This is a genomic window from Bacillus sp. SH7-1 (assembly GCF_008042405.1).
GTDB lineage: Bacteria > Bacillota > Bacilli > Bacillales > Bacillaceae_G > Bacillus_A > Bacillus_A thuringiensis_N.
The window spans coordinates 33,908-54,335 of record NZ_QNUD01000023.1 but is presented as its reverse complement, the minus strand read 5'-3'; the positions used below and the strand labels follow the sequence as shown (position 1 = coordinate 54,335).

Below are 20,428 nucleotides of genomic sequence, written 5' to 3'. Positions count from 1 at the left end.
TTCTGGGTTAGCAATTTTACCTTGGTTTATTATATAGAACTATTCCCCTAATAATGAAAAAAGCTCATTGCTTCGTAAGAAGCAATGAGCTTTTATATATTATAAAATCCCCAAAATTTTATTTACACAACTTATAATAATAACCATAGATACGGCAATGCACATGACAACCGTATTACGATCTTGCTTTTCTTTTTTTGAAATTTCTTCTTTTGGATTCATGTGTATGATCTCCTTTTAAAAAAAGTGTGAGATAGGAAATTTTTCTTATCCGATGCGAGGTGAATACGAAAACCCTCTCTATCTCACATACACAATAGAATGGAATTGTCATTTTATAAATAAAATGACATGACGTTATGTCGCAACATAGGGTATTTTGTGTCGCTACGTTTTCTATTATAAAAAATAGTTGTGCAAAACTAGTGCATTTTTTATGTCAATTACTCTGAGCGAGAAATAACTCTTCCACTCAATCACATAAAAAGAGTTTTTTATTATTTTCATGTAAACTATACAAATAGAATGAACAGTTTGGGGTGCACAAGATTATGGTTAAAATTTTATTAGTAGACGATGAAGAACGTATGTTACGATTATTAGATCTGTTCTTAAGCCCTCGCGGCTATTTTTGTATGAAAGCTACCTCTGGCCTTGAAGCGCTAAAGTTAATAGAACAAAAAGACTTCGATATTATTTTGTTAGATGTAATGATGCCGAATATGGATGGATGGGATACTTGCTATCAAATCCGTCAAATTTCCAACGTTCCAATCATTATGCTAACAGCTCGTAATCAAAACTACGATATGGTTAAGGGCCTTACTATGGGCGCAGATGACTATATTACAAAACCATTTGATGAGCATGTATTAGTTGCACGAATTGAGGCTATATTACGCCGTACAAAGAAAGATGGATTTGTTAGCTTCAATGGTATTGAGTGGGATAAAACAAAACATGCTGTCACAGTGTATGATGAAAAAATCTCACTGACTCCTATCGAATTTTCTTTACTTGGACTATTTTTACAAAATACAAACCGTGCTTATAGCCGAGATGATTTAATCGAAAAAATTTGGGGTTATGAAACAGACATTGAATATAGAACAATCGATTCACATATTCGCAATATCCGCGATAAATTACGCAAAAAAGGATTTCCAGTTGAAAATTACTTAGAAACTGTCTATAAAGTCGGATATAAATGGAAAAGTGAATAATTACTTCGGTCAGTGGACAATAGTATACCACTGACCCTTTATATGAAATAAGGTATGGTGAGAAAATGAGTAAACTTTCACTTAAAATTGGGACATACTTTTTAATACTAGCTTTATGTATTGAAACAATTGCTTTCGTATCTTTTTACAAAAGCATTTCAAACATGCGCATTGAGGAGGAAACACTTGCTCTTTTAGAAAAAGGTAATCGCTATAGTAACATGATTAAAAACCGCGCCAAGTGGAATGCATACTCTAAAGAAAAGAGACTCACAGAAAGCGCTGAACACAGTAAACGGCCTAAACGTGCTGTATACCCCGAGTTTGATATCAACACTGAAGCTGAACACTTAGTCGAATCAGAAGCAATTGCTAACTCTGATATAGCTATCATTATAACTGACAATAATGGCAAAATTATTTCCACTTCAGAACCTGTAACAAAGGTAATGCAAAAACAGCTTACTTGTAAAACAGAACCTATTCCAACAAACGGATTGGTTGTCGAAAAGAACTGGAAAAAATCCAAATTCATCACAACCGTAAGCCAACTTAACACAGCAGAGTTTCAAGGAAAGTTATATATGTTATTAAAAACATCTTTCTTAGAAAATATGTTACTTAAACTCATGAACCAATTTCTTATCATTAGTGTTTTGACAGTTATTTTAACGACTATTTCTGTTTTTGTTTTTTCTCGTGTTATTACAGAACCTCTTATAAAAATGAAGAGGGCAACAGAAAAAATGTCAAAATTAAATACGCCAATTCAATTAGGTATTAAACGGAATGATGAACTTGGAAGCTTAGCAAAAACGATTGAAGATTTATCGAGTGAACTTACCTATATGAAAAAAGAGCGAAGCGAATTTCTCGCTAGTGTTGCCCATGAACTATTAACTCCATTGACCTATATGAAAGGTTATGCGAAGGTAGCAAAGAGAGACTCTTTAACGAAAGAAGAGCGAGAAGAATACTTACAAATCATTGAGGATGAAACAGATAGTGTAACCGATCTCGTCCAAGATTTATTTATGCTTGTACAATTAGAACAACACCAGTTTGTTATAAAAAAACAAAAAGTGATCCTTCAACCATTTTTAGAACGAATGGTTGAAAAAACAAAAACAACATTAACAAATAAACAGATGCAACTCCATGTATATTGCAAAGATGATTTAGAAGTTTGCATAGACGAAAGACGTATGGAACAAGTTATGTTAAATTTATTACACAATGCTTATCAACATTCGCCAGAAAACACAACTATTACGATACGCGTACTCACAGAAACAAATTCTTTTACAATAAGTGTACAAGATGAAGGAGAAGGTATTCCTGAAGAAGATATCCCGCATATTTTTGATCGTTTTTATCGTGTTGATAAATCCAGAACGAGAGCTACTGGGGGAAAAGGTATCGGGCTAGCTGTTGCAAAAGAAATTGTAGAATTGCATAACGGTTCCATTCTATTAACAAGCCAATTAGGAATAGGAACAAATTTTATAATTGAACTACCTTTTGAATAATATGAGTGTGAAAACACCAGTAGTAGTAAACACTACTGGTGTTATTTTGTTCATAAAATCAGCTCATATAAGCTAAGCTTTTGAAATTATTCTTATTTCAATATAAAATAAAGATACATTTGTCAAAGATTTGGAGGGTGATATAATTGGATATCCATGTATTAACAAAAGATGAAGCGGAAATTTACTTAGAACTTCGTGTAGAAGGATTAAAGCAAAACCCTGAAGCTTTCAGCTCTTCTTATGAAGATATTATTAATAAAGAGTGTGCGATTGAATATAAAGCACAAAAATTAGCACAAGATGAAAACTATACGCTAGGTGCATTTAAAGATGGGCAATTAATCGGGGTTGCAACGCTGGAAACGAAACCATATGTAAAACAAGAACATAAAGCTAAAATCGGTTCTGTATATGTGTCTCCAAAAGCACGCGGACTTGGAGCAGGAAAAGCACTTATTAAAGAATGTCTTGAACTTGCTAAATCTTTAGAAGTAGAACAAGTTATGCTTGATGTTGTTGTTGGCAACGATGGCGCAAAAAAACTTTATGAATCATTAGGATTTAAAACATTCGGTGTGCAAGAACGTTCATTAAAATATAACGGACAATATTGGGACGAAGAGCATATGGTCTTATTCTTAGATGAAAATAAATAACAAAAAACATCCTCTCATGTATGAGGATGTTTTTTTTACTTTTTTCTAAACCACGCTATATTTAATAGTTGAATCGCTTTCGTAATTTCTTCTTCTGATAAAATCGCAAACCCAAGTAAAACTACATTTTCAGGTGCAGTATCGTCTTTGTAGTACGTAGAAACAGGATATATTTTAATACTATATTTTGCAGCTTCCTTAATTAGTTCTTCTTCTCGCATTCCATTATGCACTTTTAATAAAATATGTAATCCTGAATCTTCCCCTATCACTTCAACACGATTAGAGAAATACTTCTTTATTTCAAAAACAAGTCGATCCCTCTTTTTCCGGTAGACAACACGCATTTTATGAATATGTTTTTCCCAATACCCTTCATTTAAAAACCTTCTTATCACTTCTTGATCCATTCTTGAAACACTTTGTGTATAAAACAAATATTCCTTTTGATACTTTTTAATTAAATTCTTCGGTAATACTATATAGCTCATCCGTAATGAGGGTAACAAAGCTTTTGATAGCGTCCCCATATAAATAACTTTCCCATCTGTATCTAATCCTTGTAGTGCCGGAATTGGCTTTCCTGAATAACGAAATTCACTATCGTAATCATCTTCAATAATATACCTGCCTTCTTCTTTCTTCGCCCATTGTAAAAGCTGCGTCCTTCTTGTAATAGGCATAATCATTCCAAATGGGAATTGATGAGAAGGCGTTACAAATACAACATTTGCATCGCTATTTTCTAAATCCGCCATACAAATTCCGTCCCTATCTAAAGACAACATTTGAACCTTCTTTTCTCCTTGTTCAAAAACAACCATTTTCCTATGATAACCTGGATTTTCAACAGCATATTTACTTCCCTTCAACAATTGAAAAAGTAATCTCACTAATATTTGTGTTCCCGCCCCTAATACAATTTGACTAGCTGAACAACGCACACCTCTAGATTCATACAAATAGTTCGCAATTTCCTCCCTTAAGCTCAATTCCCCTTGAGGGTGTCCAAGAAAAAGCAACTCATTATTATGTGGCTGCCATACATCATTTATAAGCTTGCGGTACATAGTGAAAGGAAAAGTATTTGTATCAACTCCTGTTTGGGTAAAATCAAATTTATAGTTCTCCCCCCGAAACGGTATTTCTTCTACATCCGCTTCGCTTCCTTCTACATCAATCATTTGTTCAATTTCACATACAAAATAACCTTTTCTCGATATCGACTCAATATAACCTTCTGCAAGTAATTGCTCGTAAGCCGCTTCTACTGTATTCTTACTTACTTGTAAATAGCCCGCCAGCTTTCTCTTTGCAGGTAATTTTGTAAAAGCCGAAATCGTTCCATCTTTAATCTCTTTTTTTATATACTCATACAATTGCACGTACAATGCCTTTTTACTATTCACATTTAAATTAGGCGTTAATTCTAACATAATATCTGACCCCTTAATAAAACTAAAAACTGATACTTTTTGCAGTACCAGAAGTTATATATAATTCCTTTTATCATGTCACACATAAAAAATCAAATACTCGAGAGGAGATGCATGATCATGAACAACAGTAGACGTATTGGACTCATTATGATTATTACAGGAGCTACCTTATGGGGATTATCTGGTCCAATGATTCAGTGGCTATTTCAACATACTAACGTATCATCAATTGATTTTTTAACAATTCGCTTGTTGCTTGCAGGAATATTTATTTTATCTTTCTTACTGATAAAGAAACAAAACATATTTCAAATTTGGAAACACCCTAGACATTCTATACAACTTATTATTTTCTCTATTCTCGGCATGCTTGGTGCGCAATACGCCTTTATCGAAACGGTTCATATTAGTAATGCGGTCACAGCAACATTATTTCAATTTCTTGGTCCTGTCCTTATTACTATTTATGCTGCATTTGAGCAAAGAAAATTCCCTGCTTCTATGCAACTATTCGCAATTATAGCCGCGCTAACAGGGACATACTTTATTATTACAAACGGTTCAATTGCAAATATTGTTTTATCGAAAGAAGCCATTATTTTTGGTCTATTAACGGCAATTGGATTTGCATTTTATACCCTTCATCCAGCTTCTCTTATTAAAGAATGTGGAACAACTATAGTAATTGGCTGGGGGATGTTAATCGGTGGCATCGCCCTGCTTATTTGCAACCGCTCGTTTGGATGGAATCAGCTTTCACAAACCTTTACATCAAAAACTTTTTCTATGCTTATCCTAATCATTATAAGTGGCACTCTTTCTTTCCTTCTTTATATTGGTAGTCTGAAATATTTAGCAGCTACAGAAACAAGCATTTTATCTAGCATTGAACCACTTGTAGCTGCCATCGTTTCAATCGTTTGGCTGAATGAATCCTTTGGAGCCTATCAATTATTAGGTGGCATATGCATCGTTCTTTCGGTTATTTTCTTAACGATGCCTCAAAAAGAGAGAGAACCAACCTTTTCAACTGAGCAAATATAAAAAATGTCAAAAGAGGTCGTACAAAACTTACGACCTCTTTTAACGTTTTAAAGGAATTGTCCTGCTTTCTAGCAAATACAATTACACTAACAATAAAAATTAGGAGTGTGGCACCATGAAAAAAATCGGAACTATGCTACTTTTCTCCTTTCTCATCACTGGATGCGCACAAGCACAGCCTGATTCAGAAGTACCTAAAAAAGAAGCCATCGCAACATCATCCACTCAAGTTAACGCACCTTCATTTTTTCATCTTAGCGTTTTAAAAGATGTGAATTGGGAAGAAGCTCCATCCTTCGTAGATGGAAAAATACCTTTAAAAGGCATTGAAGGAAAAATCGCAATGGCCGATAGCCCTATTATCGCAAATGAACAAAATGAAATAATGTGGTACTTTCTAAATCCTGAAATGCCAACTGGAAAATTATCTATTATTGCGCTAAAACAAGGGTCTGTCACTCCGACACCGGTACTCTTTCAAAAAGAAACTTCCAAACAATCTTGGACTACTTCAAATACAATTGATCCTACCACAAACGAACTCCCACTCACTGTATCGCTACCTTCATCTGGACTATGGTTATTAAATATATATGTGAATGAAAAATATTATGATCAGTTTGTAATCAATGCTGAATAAAGTGACAAAACTAAAACCCTTTCTTACAACAATGTAATTTCTACGTCATATACTTCGATAGTTGAAGTATCTCCCTTCTCTTATACTTAAAGTAAGAAATGACACGAGGAGAGATGAGAGATGAAAAAAATGATAGAAGTGATCGTAGCAGTAACTGAGGTTTTAGTAAATGGTAAACAAGTTGCAATGGAATTAAATAAATAATGAAGAAACATAAATAAATAATTTTACACTTCTTCATTATTTTGATTTCTTATCTCAAAAAAGCAGTGCCTTTTTAGGCACTGCTTTTAGCTATTAATAACTTGGTATTATCGTAATTTGCGCCACACCTGAATCAATGGCTGCTTTCGCTACAGCTTCTGCAACACTTGGAACAACTCTTTTATCTAATGGATTCGGGATCACATAATTTGCATTACGTTCTTCATCCGTAATGATGTTAGCGATCCCATATGCTGCCGCTAATTTCATCTCTTCTGTAATATCAGTCGCGCGCACATCTAGCGCACCGCGGAATATTCCTGGGAACGCCAATACATTATTTACTTGGTTCGCATAATCCGAGCGCCCAGTTCCTACTACAGCTGCTCCAGCCTCTAATGCATCCTCAGGGAAGATTTCTGGAATTGGATTCGCCATTGCAAACACAATTGCTTTCTCATTCATCGTCTGTACAAGTTCTTTCGTTAATACGTTAGGGGCCGATACACCAATAAAGATATCAGCCTGATGAATCGCTTCTTTTAACGTTCCACGCACATGTTCTCGATTTGTCTTTTTTGAAACTTCAATTTGCGCTTCGTTCATCCATGCTTCACCTTCACAAACAATACCTTCTAAGCTAACTAACGTAATGTGCTTTGCACCAGCCTTTAATAATAATTTTCCAATTGCAATTCCTGCCGAACCCGCACCGTTAATAACAATTTTCACATGATCCATTTGTTTGCTAACAACTTTTAATGCATTAATAACAGCTGCTAAGACGACAATAGCTGTTCCATGTTGATCATCATGGAATACAGGAATATTCGTTTCTGCTTTTAATCGCTTTTCAATTTCAAAACAACGTGGTGCCGCAATGTCTTCTAAGTTAATTCCTGCAAACGTAGGCTCTAAATTTTTCACAAGGGTAACGATTTCATCCACATCAGTCGTACCTAAACATAACGGAAAAGCATCTACATTCGCAAATTTCTTAAATAAAATACTCTTCCCTTCCATAACAGGCATAGCTGCTTTCGGTCCAATGTTCCCTAGACCAAGTACCGCTGTTCCATCTGAGACAACTGCCACCATATTACCACGTGCTGTATAGTCATACACTGTTTCTTCATCTGCCGCAATTGCTTTGCAAGACTCCGCTACACCTGGTGTATATGTCAGGCTTAAATCATCCGCTGAATTTACTTCTACTTTACTTGTAATCTCAATTTTCCCTACTAATTCTTTATGCAATAACAATGATCTTTCATTAATTTGATTTTCTAACATACTTATAATCTCCCCTTAATTTGACAAGCTAGCTATATGAATATAGCTAGCTTGTTTGATCATGAAAACATTTTTAATAAAATTGTCGCTGTTACAACCATTGCTGCCCCGCCTAAACGTGTTGAAATTTGCGCAAACGGCATTAATTCCATACGATTTGAAGCTGATAAAATAGCAACATCTCCAGTTCCGCCTAAACCGCTATGACATCCAGTTACAATCGCTGATTCAACTGGATACATTTTCATCACTTTCCCTACAAGAAAACCTGACGCTACCATTGTAAGAACAACCGATGCGCACACAACAACATACCCTACTGAAAGAACTGCTGCTACGTCTTTTAGCGGAATATATAGCAATCCTAGTCCAACCATTAACGGCCAAGTTAAATTCTTCGAAATAAATTTATATAGATGGAATGCTCCTTGCTCCATTTTTGCTGGCATTAATTTAAAGTATTTCACAAGTGCTGCTGAGAAAATCATAATGATTGCCCCAGGAATACCGATGAATTTGGAAGCAAATCCTCCGAAGATGAAGAACGTACACGCAATTAATAAACCTGCTCCCATCAATGAAAAGTCAATTGGCTTCTCTGTATTTTGTTCTTTTAATAACTCTGCTTGATTGTCTGTTTTTACTAATACACCGTTACCACTAAGCTCCGGTTTCTTCTCACCTAAACGCTTCATATACCCTGCACTCACGATTGCGAACATATTTCCAATAATAGCTGCTGGAATAAGCTGTGATACAAACGTTGCTGATGACTCATTTAAAATATCACTATAAGCTAGCGACAATGGTAAAATCCCTTCCCCTATACCACCACTCACAATTGGTACGATGATAAAGAAGAATGTTTGCTTCATTTCAAATCCAAATAGTGAACCGACGAATAATCCTACTGCTATAGAAGCTAACGTCCCCACTACTAAAGGAATAAACATACGAACGAAACCTTGTACTAACACTTTACGGTTCATTCCTAAAATACTTCCGACTACTAAACAAGAAATATACAAATATAAAAAGTTCGATTTTTTCATTAACATAGTCGCAGCTTCCATTGAAGCTGGATTCATCCAGTTAAAAAATACAAGTAATGATGGAATAAATAACGAAAGTATTGCCGGACCGCCGATATTTTTTAAAATTGGAATTCTCATCCCAATGTCTCCTAAGAAAATACCCATGATCATAATAACCGCAAATCCACCAATCATATCTGCTGGCAATTTATTATATACAGATGCCCCATAAATAATAGCAGCCAATACTACATATAACGGTAAAGGTATAACACCGATTTTTACATTCATAATTTTAGAAGCGAAAGATTCTCTTTGTACTTCATTTCCTTCAGAAAATGATACCGCTTCCACATTCTTTTGAATTCCCATATGGCACCCCCTTGTTTTCTTAATAACAATATTAAAACGCTTTCAATAGTAAAAATAGTTTTTGTAAGTTTTGTAATTGATTTTGTAATTAAAAAAAGTATAAGCGACTTATAATAAGTCGCTTATACGTAAAACTCTATTTTTTTTTGATCAACACATCTTAGTTTACTTACAGGTCTTCCCACATGTTGGTACATCATTTCGTTTTCTAACACTCCAATGTCAGTCAAAAACATTACATATTTTCGAATTGAAACTCTTGAAATCCCAACTAATTGTGCCATTTCATCTGTTGTAAACGCTCGTCCATTCAGCGACTCGATTTTCTGCCAAATTAATTGCAACGTTTGCTTCGTTAATCCTTTCGGAAGCTCTTTAGTGACAGTAGGCTCTCTTTTTTCTTTTTGCAAAATTAACGAATCTAATTCCGATTGACTAATTTTTTGTTGTTCTTTCATAAAAATAAGTTTTTCTCGATATATAGTTAATGCCTCTTTAAATCGTTCAAATGTAAATGGTTTAATTAAATAATCTACTACGCCATATTGTAATGCTTTTTTAATACTCCCCATATCATGTACAGCTGAAATCATCATAATATCGATTTCTTTTTCTTGATTCCGGATATACATTAAAAGCTCAAATCCAGTCTCTTCAGGCATAAAAATATCAAGTAATACTAAATCTACTCGTGACTCCTCTAATACTTCTATCGCCGATTTTACGGAGTTAACTGCTTGAACAAGTTCAAACCCTCCTACTTGCTCTAAATAATGCGTATTTAACATTGCTACCATCGGGTCATCTTCTACAATTAAAACTTTAATCATATTTGCCTCTCATCCCTACCTTTAGGTATTTCAATTGTTATCGTTGTTCCCTTTCCTACTAATGAATACACATGAATTTCCCCATTTATTCGCTGTATACTTTCTGTTACAAGATACAAACCATAACCACGGTTATCCCCCTTTGTGGAATAACCTTTCGTAAATAATGCCCCTATTTCTTCCTCTTGTATACCTTTTCCGGTATCTTGTACTGTAATAATTAGTGTATCCCCATATTGTATCTCAACTTCAACTTGCTTCTTTTCACAATTCGTCACTGCCTCTAATGCATTATCAATTAAATTTCCGACAATCGTAATCAGTTCATGAGTAATACTTTCATCCTCTATTTCTGGCATGTAAGAATCTTCACTTATAATTAATGTTATATTTTTCTCTCTAGCATAGCTAAGTTTCCCGAGTAAAAAACCAGCAAATACTGGACTTTTTATTCTTTTCATAATCCCACCAATTTCATATTGATGCTCTGATACCATACCGCTTATATATTTCTGTAATTCTTCATACTGCTTCATGTGTGTAAGCCCTAATACGACATGCATTTTATTCATAAATTCATGCGATTGTGCCCGTAATGCTTCCGCATATAACCTAATACCAGTTAATTCTTCTGCTAATTTTCTAATCTCTGTTTTATCACGAAATGTTGCAATCGCGCCAACTATTTCTCCTTTTACATATAAAGGAACACGATTCGTCACAATCGTAATTCCATAAATATTTTGTTCTTCGTTTAATTGTACCTGTCCCGTTTTTAATACTTCTTTTATACGTGAATTAGGCATATATAACTCAACATCTTTACCGATAAAATCTTCTTCCAATCCACTTTTCTTAAACAATCGTTTTGCCTCATTATTTATTAAAGTTACATTGGCCTCTTTATCTACAGCAATAATACCTTCTTTGACAGATTGTAGCATCGTATTTCTTTCTTCAAGAATTTTCGCTATCCTGTGAGGTTCAAGACCGAATAAACTTTTCTTTATATGTCTAGCTAGCAATATTGCTCCTATAATTCCGACTAGTACTCCAACTCCCACTCCAATATAAATGATATGTCTACTTTCCTTGACTCTCTCTTTTACATTATCTGCTGAAATACCAACGGCCACCGCTCCAAGTTGTTCACCTGTTTCAGAAAATACAGGTACAAACACTCGCATTGAAATACCTAAAGTTCCTTCTGCCAGCGATACATGTTCCTTTCCTTTCAATGCAGGTCCTTCATCTCCCCCAATAAAATGATGACCTATTTTTTGAGGATTTGGATGTGACTTTCTTATTCCATTCATGTCCATAACTACAATAAATTGAACACCTGTGTTTTTTAATATTCTATTTGTATACGTTTGGATTGCAGAAATATCTGCTTTCCCAATTAAACCATCGATTACAATCGACTCATTCGCCACAATGTGTGCAATTGTTTTTGCTTTCTCTGCTTGGCTATCCTCCGTTGTCTGTTCTACATTATGACTAATTAATATATCTGTCACAAGTAAAGAAAAGATTACAACTGTACAAACTAACAATGTAATCGTTTTCCATAAATTCCATAGTCTTTTTCTTTTTTTCATCCCGTTAATGACTCCCCTAATTGCTGAATAGAAAAATAAGTAAGGTGATATTATTTTCACCTTACTTATCTGCTGTTATTATACTTTAAATTTACTAGTCATTGCTTGTAGTTCTTCGGCCATCTCAGCTAAGTTTTGCGAAGCTGAACTAATTTCTTCCATTGAATTCACTTGTTCTTCTGTTGAAGCAGCAACACTTTGCATACTAGCTGTATTTTCTTCTGCAGCTGCTGCAATTTCATCAATAGCATTTGTCACTTCATTTGCATCTCCAGAAATTCTCTTCGTTGTTTCTACCATTTGATTAACTTGAGAAACAATGTGTGTAGTAGAACTTAAAATTTCCGTAAAACTTACTTTCGTTTTTGTTACGATATCAAGGCCTTGTTGAACTTCCCCATTCACATTATCCATCGCCTTAACAGTATGTTCAATATCAGCCTTAATTTCTGCAATTAAATTTGCAATCTCTCCAGATGATTCTCCTGATTGCTCCGCTAATTTTCTAACTTCATCTGCTACAATAGCAAATCCTCTGCCCTGTTCACCTGCTCTTGCTGCTTCAATAGCCGCATTTAAAGCTAATAAGTTCGTTTGAGTAGCGATGTTTTGAATTGCTTCAGAAATAGCCCCTACCTGCTTTGATTTCTCATCAAGAAGTTTAATAATAGCATCTGATTCGGATACCGATCTAGAAATAGACTGCATTTGTTTTGCTGTTTGTTCAACCAATTCTTCCCCTTCTTCAGCTCTTTCTCTCGCATGTAATGAGGAGATAGAAATTGATTCTGCGCTTCCAGTTACATCTTGAATTGCTGTATTTACTTGTTGTAATGTAGCCGCACCTTCTTCAACACCTTGACTTTGTGATTCAGCCCCACCTGATACTTGTTCCATTGCAATTGTAATTTGATCTGTCGCATCATTTGCTTGTTGTACGCTCGCTGTTAACTCTTCAGCCGATGCAGCGACATGTTCTGCTGAAAAACTAATTTGAGTAATCACATCTTGTAAAGAGGCAGACATTTCATTAAAGGAATTCCCTAATTTCCCTATGTCATCCTTGGAATGGATTGTAATTTTCTCGGTTAAATCTCCCTTACTAATTTTATGTGCCGAGTCAGCTATTTTTCTTAATGGTCTTGTAATAGACTTTGTAATGAAATAAATTAATACACTACCAAATACAATAGCGATAGCAATAACAATAAAAGTCTTATAAAACACTGGATTCGCAGCTTCGGTAATTTCTTCATCAAACATAACTCCAACTACTTTCCAGCCCGTTTTCTCATTTGTTGCAAAGATTAAATTCTTTTTATCATCTTGTTCTGTATAAGAAACATTCCCTTGTTTTTCTTCATAAATTGGTTTAATCCAAGGATCGGTAACTTTTGCACCTGGTTTTCTAGATGGATGACTAACAATTTGCTTATTTTGATCTAAAATAACTGCATAACCTTTTTCCCCTATGTTAATCATTTTGGAGATTTTTAAAATGTTATCTAAATTTAAGTTAATTCCTATAACACCTTTACCATCTTTTACTTCTTTAGCAATTGTCACTACCATATTTTTTGTAGATGCTGATTGATATGGTGCAGTAACAATTACTTTCCCTTTATTTTCATGTGCTTCTTTATACCAAGATCTATCTGTTGGATTATACCCATCATCCATTTCGATAAATGGTTCTCTTATAAACTTTCCTGTCTGCGTTCCAATATAAATACCTTCTACTTCTGGATGAAGTTTTATATATTGCGCTAACTTCGTTCTTACTATTTCTTCTTGTCCGTTTGGATATGTATCCTCTGTTAAGATGTCTGCAAAGTATGCTGCATCAACAAATTTCTCTTCTATATTTTGAGAAATAACAGTATTTAAAATCGAAATATTTTCCTTTGCTTTACCTGTAATTTGTTGTTCAAAATTTGTTTTGGCAGTTTGATATGAAACACCACCGATAATAAGTCCTGGTATAGTTAAAATAAGAAAAAATGAAATGATTAATTTTTTCTTGATACTCATACATTTAACCCAGTTAAATATTTTTTGCATAATAAGCCTCCTTTATGTAATGTGGATACTTGTGTAATTTTATACAAGTGACATATATAAAACAATATATAATGATAACATGTAATATTTTTGTCAATTATGCATTTTTACATATTCACTACTTCTAAAGATTTAAGCATAAAAAATAAGAGAACTTCAGCTTATTATATATGCTGAAGTTCTCTTATTTCGTAACAAAAAGCACCCACAAAAACTCCTCTTACAATTCCTTACTAATTGCTTTTCACATAACTAATCGCCTGACTCCCCATTTGCATCCATGCCTTTTCAAAACTCTCTCTCGGTACTTTCACATCTAAACTTTCACTTAGAGGATCTCGAATATATACAAATTCCTTATCATATCCAATAAGCACTACACAATGTTCATTATACGTAATAGAAACATCTCCACTATTTGTTTCCCATGTAGTAAATTCATCTTCATCTAATGGCGCAAATGTTGCATTTGTAATCATGACTACCGGTTGTCCTGATTTTACACTCTTATAAAGTTCTTCTATACTCTTCCCTGTTAAGTCCACAGCTTTGTTAGGTAAATACTTTTTCGCTAATTGAAAAAGTGGTCCATGATATACACCATATCCAGATTCAGAAAAGGTATAAATATTTCCTACAAATCCTTCATTCGGGTTCCCACGTACACCATCGTTCATAAAATCGACTTTCTTTATTTCGTTTGCTAATTTCATCTTATCCACTGTAATACCTGCGTATTGTAACATCATCGCTAAGCTCGTCACTTCACAGCCTCTATCTAACTCTGGTAATTGCTGAATTAAAGGTACATTTGATAAGATAATCTTTTCATCATTATTACTAAATTCCGTTTCTTTTCCACTTTGTATATTGAAGAATGTTAACTTCTCCATATACTTTGTAACTCCATTTGTATATACATTCCATACTGCTATACCGAGTACAGCCATACATATATACCACTTCCATTTCCGTATTACTCTCACGCCCTTTTTAGTTCGTTAAATAAGAATAAAACGCGTCAGCATCCGTTCGAATCACCGGTACAAAATTTAGCTCTTTTCCTTTTTCAGGCTGATCTATTTTTATTTTTTCTGCTAATTCTTGAACATTCATATTCGTTTTATCCATATTAAGCTCATCTGCCATTTGTAGCACTTTCTGTTCATTAATTTCACTTAATACTTGATATATATCTTTACCATATAAATCAATATGATATTTTTTTGCTTCTTCCTGCACTTTTTGTTCGTACACTTCTTGCGCTAACTCTTCTATCTCTTTTCCTTTTTGTGAAATACCTAACTTCCCTGCTTCTTCTCTTACTTTCGTTCCATAGATTTCTTCCACAATGTCCTCTATTTCTTTTCCTTTTGTCGAAATACCTAATTTATCCGCTTCATCGCTAATTTTAATCGTATTAATTTGAATAATCAAATTCACAATTGATGTATTTTCTATTGATATGCCTAACTTTAACGCTTCTTGCTTCACTTTTGTTTCATAGATTTCTTCTGAAAGAGTTCCAACATCTTTTCCTTCAATCGAAATTCCTAACTGTTCTGCTTCCCTTCCTACTTCCGTCTCATGGATTTCTTTTTCTAGCGTAATTTGTTCTTTCCCTGCCGTTTCAATCCCTAAATTCTCCGCCTTCTCTTCTGTATGCACCGCATGTATCTTTCCGTTATTTAATTGTTCTTTACTGCGCTGCTTGTAATCTGTCTTTCCTTTTGATGTTTCAGAAGGAGAGGCACCCCCTAATATACTTAAACTCATTACCCCAATAGTGAATACCGTCATCATTTTCTTTTTCAAAATTAATTCCTCCCTCTTACACTTTCTTTCCCATCATTCCCTATACATAATCGAAATAACATTATGATCGATATAATCTGTTCAAATACCTTTTTATAATCACTTCTTTATAGGGCGAACTTTCTATATATAATACATGTTACAAATAGTTTCTTAACTTTCCCTTAAAAAAAGACGACCTTGTAAAAACAAGATCGTCTTCTCACTTATATTCTTTGATTTTTAGGGAAAATCACTTCAAAACAAGTACCCTCTCCCCATTTGCTCTCTACTGATATTTTCCCGTAATGCTTTTCTACAATCCAATTCGCGATTGAAAGGCCTAATCCCGCTCCTTCTGACGTACTTCTCGCTTTATCTCCTTGATAAAAACGATTAAATAATTTTGGGATGTCCTCATCTTTCACTCCTATCCCGTCATCTTTCACTCGTATACGAATCGAGCTATTCGTTTGCGTACAATCGATTTGTATATGCCCACCTTCATTCGTGTACTTCATCGCATTATCTAACAATATGACCATCATTTGATGAATTCTCTCTCTATCACCCATAAATGATACGTCATGCTCCCCTTTCAATATCATCTCTTTTTCTTGATAGGAAGCAATTTCCTTATATGGATCTACTATCTCTTCTAACAATTTATCCATTTCAAATGTTTTCTTATCCATCTCAATTTGATTAGAATCAGAACGTGCTAACAATAATAAGTTACTAACGAGTTTCGATAACCGCCTACATTCTTTTGAAATTGTAGAGATATCCATTGCTTTTTCTTCTATCGTAGCGGATGGGGATTGGAATAACACATCCGTTTTTGATTGAATGACTGCAAGTGGTGTTCTTAATTCATGTGATGCATCAGAAACGAATTGCTGCTGTTTCTCCCATGAATTTTGAATGGGTACGAGTGCTCTACCAGCTAAGAAAAAGCCGATACCTATTGCACATAAACTTCCTATGCTACATCCAATTACAAGAATTAAAAGCAACGTACGCAGTACTTCTTTCTCAGTGGTAGTTTCACATAATATTTGAAGTGTAATGCTCTCTCCTAGCCTAGTAGCTCCCTGAACTGCACTGACTCTATAACTTTTCCCTTTTATCTCTATATCATAAAAATCCTCAACTTTTTTTGGAATTAACTTTATTTTGTTTTCTTCAAAAAAACTACGATTGCGTGCTCTAGGATCAATTACTCGCAATTGATTACTTTCATCCCATATTAAGTAAAAAGCTCTTGAATCCCCTATACGTAACTCTTTATTCAAATCAAATCGTGGTGGCCCTGCTGGCTTTTCTCTCGTTATCTTTATAATAAGGTCCTTTATTGAGCTATCTACTCCCTTATAAATTTCATTAGATGTATATGAATACACTAAACTTCCTAACACCCCAATTAATATAATAAATACTAACGAATTTATTATAGTCAATCGAATACGCGTCTTCTGAAACATACTTCCCTTTTTCATTGTTCTTTTAATATATATCCAATACCTCGAACGGTTTGAATATCTTTCTGATAACCGAATGGCTCTAATTTTTTACGTAAATGATGTACATATACTTCTACAATCGCTACTGTCGTATCTGAATCAAATCCCCAGACGCGATCAAAAATTTGTTCACGCATTAAAATCTTTCCGCTATTTTGAACAAGGTACTCTAGAAGCTCATATTGTTTTAGTGTTAACTTCATACCTTGTCCATCTACTTGAACATCTTTATCTTTTCCGAACAGTTCAATCCCTTTATAGCGAATGGTCTGCTTTGTTGTTAGACTACCACTTCGTCGTAACAAAGCACGAATTCTTGCTTTTAATTCTGGAGCCTGAAACGGCTTAACGATATAGTCATCTCCACCAAAGTCCAATCCCTTCACCCGATCTTCTAAAGAATCTCTCGCTGTTAAAAACAGGACTGGTGTTTCAATCTTTTCATCACGTATTTTTTGAATCACTTCAAATCCATCCATCTCTGGCATCATCACATCAAGCAAAATTGCATCATATATATTTTGTAACGCTAGAAATAATCCCTCTTCTCCATTCAATGCTGTATCTACTTCAAATTCATCACGCAAAATTTGTACGATAGACTCTAATAAAGAAGCATTATCTTCTACTACGAGTAAGCGCATATTCTCACCTTCCATTATATCGTTCGATTCTATTTATAATCACATTCCTGCTTTTCCTAACAAAAGAATATAATCATATTTTGTAACTTCATTTTTAATTCGTTCTTTCTACACTTTTTCTTGATACAGAATTTTAAAGATTAATTATAAAGACTCTTTCTTAAATTTAGCTTAATAAAAAATTGAAAGAAATAAGATTTCCCTTATCTCTTTCAATTTTTTACTACATATACCTTTTTACTTGGCAATTCCAAACAATTTAGCTGACCACCATACACAGCCCCGCCATCAATTCCAATAATTCGATTACTACCAAAATACACGCCGCAATTCTCACTACCATGAAGCGTTTTTGTTTCCGTATGACCAAATACAACAACCTTTTCACCGCTATATCCATTATGAAACTCATTACGGATCCACATTAACGTATATGGTTCACATTCAGAAACTCGTTTCAATGGCTCAACACCAGCATGTACAAATATATACTTTTCTGTTTCAATGTAATGATCTAATTCTTGAATAAACTTTACATGTTCTTCTAAAACATGCGATTGTAAAATCGGTTTTTGGAATTCTTCCTCATTAACTACAATATCTTCTTCTACAAATCCATAGCTGTATAAAGTCTTATCTCCACCATTCCTTTTTACCCAATGGTTCCATGAACGTTCCTCATCAGTCGTTAACGCCTTAATCATCATATCTTCATGATTTCCCTTTAGAACGAGGGCTCCTTCTTCTTTTAACTCTTTTACCTTTTCAATTACGGCACACGAATTTGGACCACGATCTACATAATCCCCTAATAAAATTAATTGATCCTGTTTTGCATCATATTGTGCTTCTTCCAATAACTGTTCGAACTTTTCTATCTCTCCATGAATATCACTAATAACAAGAATTCTTTTCATATTATCCCCTTCTCTCTAAACCACTCTCTTTCTAATTATAGTTCAAAACGGCAGAAATTTCTGAACTCATATTCAAAATCACTTTTATTACAAACAAAGCGATTATCCTTACAACAATGTAAGTCTCTTGTCATTCAATTCGATAGTTGCAATTGCTATATTTTCTTATACTAAAAGTAAGAAATGAAACAAAAAACAAGGAGAGATGAGAAATGAAAAAAGTGATGGAAGTTATGGTAGCAGTAGCAGCGGTTTTCGTAAATGGCAAACAAGTTGCAATGGAGTTAAACAAATAATGAAAAGGGAAAGATTCATTCTAGACCCTTTACTCATATAAAAGAGATAAGACTTCTTCATTTTTTGATCCCTTATCTCCTTGTAAAAAACCGTATCCTTTTTCAGGATACGGTTTTCTTTACAAACAAAAATCCCATTCAAATACACATTACTGAATCCATCATACTCAATGACTTCTTCATCCTGTCTATCTAAATGGGATTATTTCATACTTGTTATTCTACCGGTTGTGGTTGTGGCTGTACTACTTCATTCGCTCCAGCTACCCTCAACATATTTGCAATATCTTTAAAACCTCTTTTTTCAGCATATTGCAGTGGCGTAATATTTTCCTTATTGGCCATATTTACATCTGCCCCGTGGTCAATAAGCATTTGAATTACTTTCTTATGGTTTTCACTACCATTTCCTAATACGATTGCTTCTACTAAAGCTGTTCCACCACGAGCATTTTTATAATTCACATCAATATCTGTATGCTCTAATAATTCTTTTACGACCTCTACATGGCCACGCTCAGATGCAGAAATAAGTGCTGTTCCACCTGACTTAGTCGTTTCTTTCGTATTAACTCCTGCATTAATTAATACTTTTACAATATCCGTATATCCTTCTCTACTTGCATAAAGAAGTGGATTGCTGTGTTTCTCATCTTTAATTTCAATATTAGCACCTGCACCAATTAATGCTTTCACTGTCTCTACATGATTTTGGTACGTTGCTGCAAGGACGGGTGTTTCTCCGTTGTCACCTTCTACATTTATATTCGCTCCATCTTGGATCAACTTCATAGCTGTTTCTGTGTCTCCCAGAGTTGCAGAAAGTAGCAACTGTTTGTCCATTAAATTTATACTTTTTTCTTCTTTAGATTCTTCCTGTTCTTTATGCTTTTCTTTTTTCTTTTCGTTTTTCACATGAACCGGTTTCGATTCTGGCTCTTCTTGCTTATCGCAAGCCACTACCGTCATTAAAAGTCCTAATAAAATACATAATAAAATTTTTTGTTTTCTCACAACTACAGCTCCTATGAAAGATAATGTTTTCTTAACCATTCCTCCATCACATACAATAACTCTTCTTGAGTACATTTATCCATAAGCTCTTTATATTCCTTCTTTAATTGGATTATCTTAAACTTATACTATGTTTCTCAACCTATTGGCATGATACGCCTGATGGCCTCATCATTAACATTATGAAGCAATTAGTTTAGCACGTTTTTACCGCATTTGTATACATTTCTAAAAAGTACATAAAGTGAAACTTTAATCAGTGGGAGGGTTCACCCCACTGATTATTAGTTGAACCAATCGGGTATTTACGG

The 20,428-nt window shown here is 34.3% G+C and carries 18 protein-coding genes and 1 pseudogene; 5 read left to right on the top strand and 14 right to left on the bottom strand.

Features of this window, described 5'->3' with window-relative positions:
* Positions 1-99: 99 nt before the first annotated feature.
* On the bottom strand, positions 100-222 hold the full coding sequence (locus tag DN390_RS31205; protein ID WP_001068388.1) for a hypothetical protein: 123 nt from the start codon (positions 220-222) through the stop codon (positions 100-102).
* Positions 223-551: 329 nt separating this feature from the next.
* On the opposite strand from DN390_RS31205, the gene DN390_RS19110 reads away from it, so the two are divergent.
* The 3 genes from DN390_RS19110 to DN390_RS19100 all read left to right on the top strand — a co-directional run bounded on the left by DN390_RS19110 (position 552) and on the right by DN390_RS19100 (position 3,411).
* Entirely contained in the window at positions 552-1,223 is a 672-nt protein-coding gene (locus DN390_RS19110; RefSeq protein WP_147808119.1) for a response regulator transcription factor, read from the top strand.
* A 65-nt stretch (positions 1,224-1,288) separates the two neighbouring features.
* Positions 1,289-2,752, top strand: coding sequence for a sensor histidine kinase (locus DN390_RS19105; protein WP_147808118.1), 1,464 nt, complete (start codon positions 1,289-1,291; stop codon positions 2,750-2,752).
* A 146-nt stretch (positions 2,753-2,898) separates the two neighbouring features.
* Positions 2,899-3,411, top strand: coding sequence for a GNAT family N-acetyltransferase (locus tag DN390_RS19100; protein WP_000351216.1), 513 nt, complete (start codon positions 2,899-2,901; stop codon positions 3,409-3,411).
* A 35-nt stretch (positions 3,412-3,446) separates the two neighbouring features.
* Here the strand turns inward: DN390_RS19100 and pdxR are convergent, their stop codons facing one another.
* Positions 3,447-4,847, bottom strand: a complete 1,401-nt coding sequence (pdxR, locus tag DN390_RS19095) for a MocR-like pyridoxine biosynthesis transcription factor PdxR (protein WP_147808117.1) — start codon at positions 4,845-4,847, stop codon at positions 3,447-3,449.
* A 120-nt stretch (positions 4,848-4,967) separates the two neighbouring features.
* Here pdxR and DN390_RS19090 point away from each other — a divergent pair, with 120 nt between their 5' ends.
* On the top strand, positions 4,968-5,894 hold the full coding sequence (locus DN390_RS19090) for a DMT family transporter (RefSeq protein WP_147808116.1): 927 nt from the start codon (positions 4,968-4,970) through the stop codon (positions 5,892-5,894).
* 115 nt (positions 5,895-6,009) lie between these two features.
* Positions 6,010-6,534: a DUF4871 domain-containing protein gene (locus tag DN390_RS19085; protein WP_060629484.1), complete on the top strand. Its 525-nt coding sequence runs from the start codon at positions 6,010-6,012 to the stop codon at positions 6,532-6,534.
* Between the two features lie 297 nt (positions 6,535-6,831).
* Here DN390_RS19085 and DN390_RS19080 read toward each other — a convergent pair whose 3' ends face one another.
* From DN390_RS19080 to DN390_RS19030, 12 genes and pseudogenes are all read right to left on the bottom strand, one after another.
* Positions 6,832-8,031, bottom strand: a complete 1,200-nt coding sequence (locus DN390_RS19080; RefSeq protein WP_147808115.1) for an NAD(P)-dependent malic enzyme — start codon at positions 8,029-8,031, stop codon at positions 6,832-6,834.
* Positions 8,032-8,090: 59 nt separating this feature from the next.
* Positions 8,091-9,437, bottom strand: coding sequence for a 2-hydroxycarboxylate transporter family protein (locus tag DN390_RS19075; protein WP_147808114.1), 1,347 nt, complete (start codon positions 9,435-9,437; stop codon positions 8,091-8,093).
* Between the two features lie 122 nt (positions 9,438-9,559).
* Positions 9,560-10,267 (bottom strand): response regulator, encoded by a 708-nt coding sequence (locus tag DN390_RS19070; RefSeq protein WP_147808113.1) that lies wholly within the window; start codon positions 10,265-10,267, stop codon positions 9,560-9,562.
* Entirely contained in the window at positions 10,264-11,868 is a 1,605-nt protein-coding gene (locus tag DN390_RS19065) for a sensor histidine kinase (protein WP_147808112.1), read from the bottom strand. Before DN390_RS19065 ends, DN390_RS19070 begins: the two co-directional genes overlap by 4 nt.
* Positions 11,869-11,946: 78 nt before the next feature.
* On the bottom strand, positions 11,947-12,765 hold the full coding sequence (locus DN390_RS31785) for a methyl-accepting chemotaxis protein (protein WP_472926136.1): 819 nt from the start codon (positions 12,763-12,765) through the stop codon (positions 11,947-11,949).
* Between the two features lie 120 nt (positions 12,766-12,885).
* Positions 12,886-13,899 (bottom strand): annotated as a pseudogene (locus DN390_RS31780) (HAMP domain-containing protein); the annotation flags it as partial.
* A gap of 263 nt (positions 13,900-14,162) precedes the next feature.
* Complete coding sequence (locus tag DN390_RS19055; RefSeq protein ID WP_147808110.1) at positions 14,163-14,879, bottom strand: C39 family peptidase; 717 nt, start codon at positions 14,877-14,879, stop codon at positions 14,163-14,165.
* Positions 14,880-14,922: 43 nt separating this feature from the next.
* Positions 14,923-15,744, bottom strand: a complete 822-nt coding sequence (locus tag DN390_RS19050) for a transporter (RefSeq protein ID WP_147808109.1) — start codon at positions 15,742-15,744, stop codon at positions 14,923-14,925.
* Between the two features lie 206 nt (positions 15,745-15,950).
* Positions 15,951-17,222 (bottom strand): sensor histidine kinase, encoded by a 1,272-nt coding sequence (locus tag DN390_RS19045; RefSeq protein ID WP_147808108.1) that lies wholly within the window; start codon positions 17,220-17,222, stop codon positions 15,951-15,953.
* Positions 17,219-17,890: a response regulator transcription factor gene (locus DN390_RS19040; protein WP_147808107.1), complete on the bottom strand. Its 672-nt coding sequence runs from the start codon at positions 17,888-17,890 to the stop codon at positions 17,219-17,221. Before DN390_RS19040 ends, DN390_RS19045 begins: the two co-directional genes overlap by 4 nt.
* A gap of 212 nt (positions 17,891-18,102) precedes the next feature.
* Positions 18,103-18,807 (bottom strand): metallophosphoesterase family protein, encoded by a 705-nt coding sequence (locus DN390_RS19035; protein ID WP_147808106.1) that lies wholly within the window; start codon positions 18,805-18,807, stop codon positions 18,103-18,105.
* A 512-nt stretch (positions 18,808-19,319) separates the two neighbouring features.
* Positions 19,320-20,192, bottom strand: a complete 873-nt coding sequence (locus tag DN390_RS19030) for an ankyrin repeat domain-containing protein (RefSeq protein ID WP_141439231.1) — start codon at positions 20,190-20,192, stop codon at positions 19,320-19,322.
* Positions 20,193-20,428 lie beyond the last annotated feature (236 nt).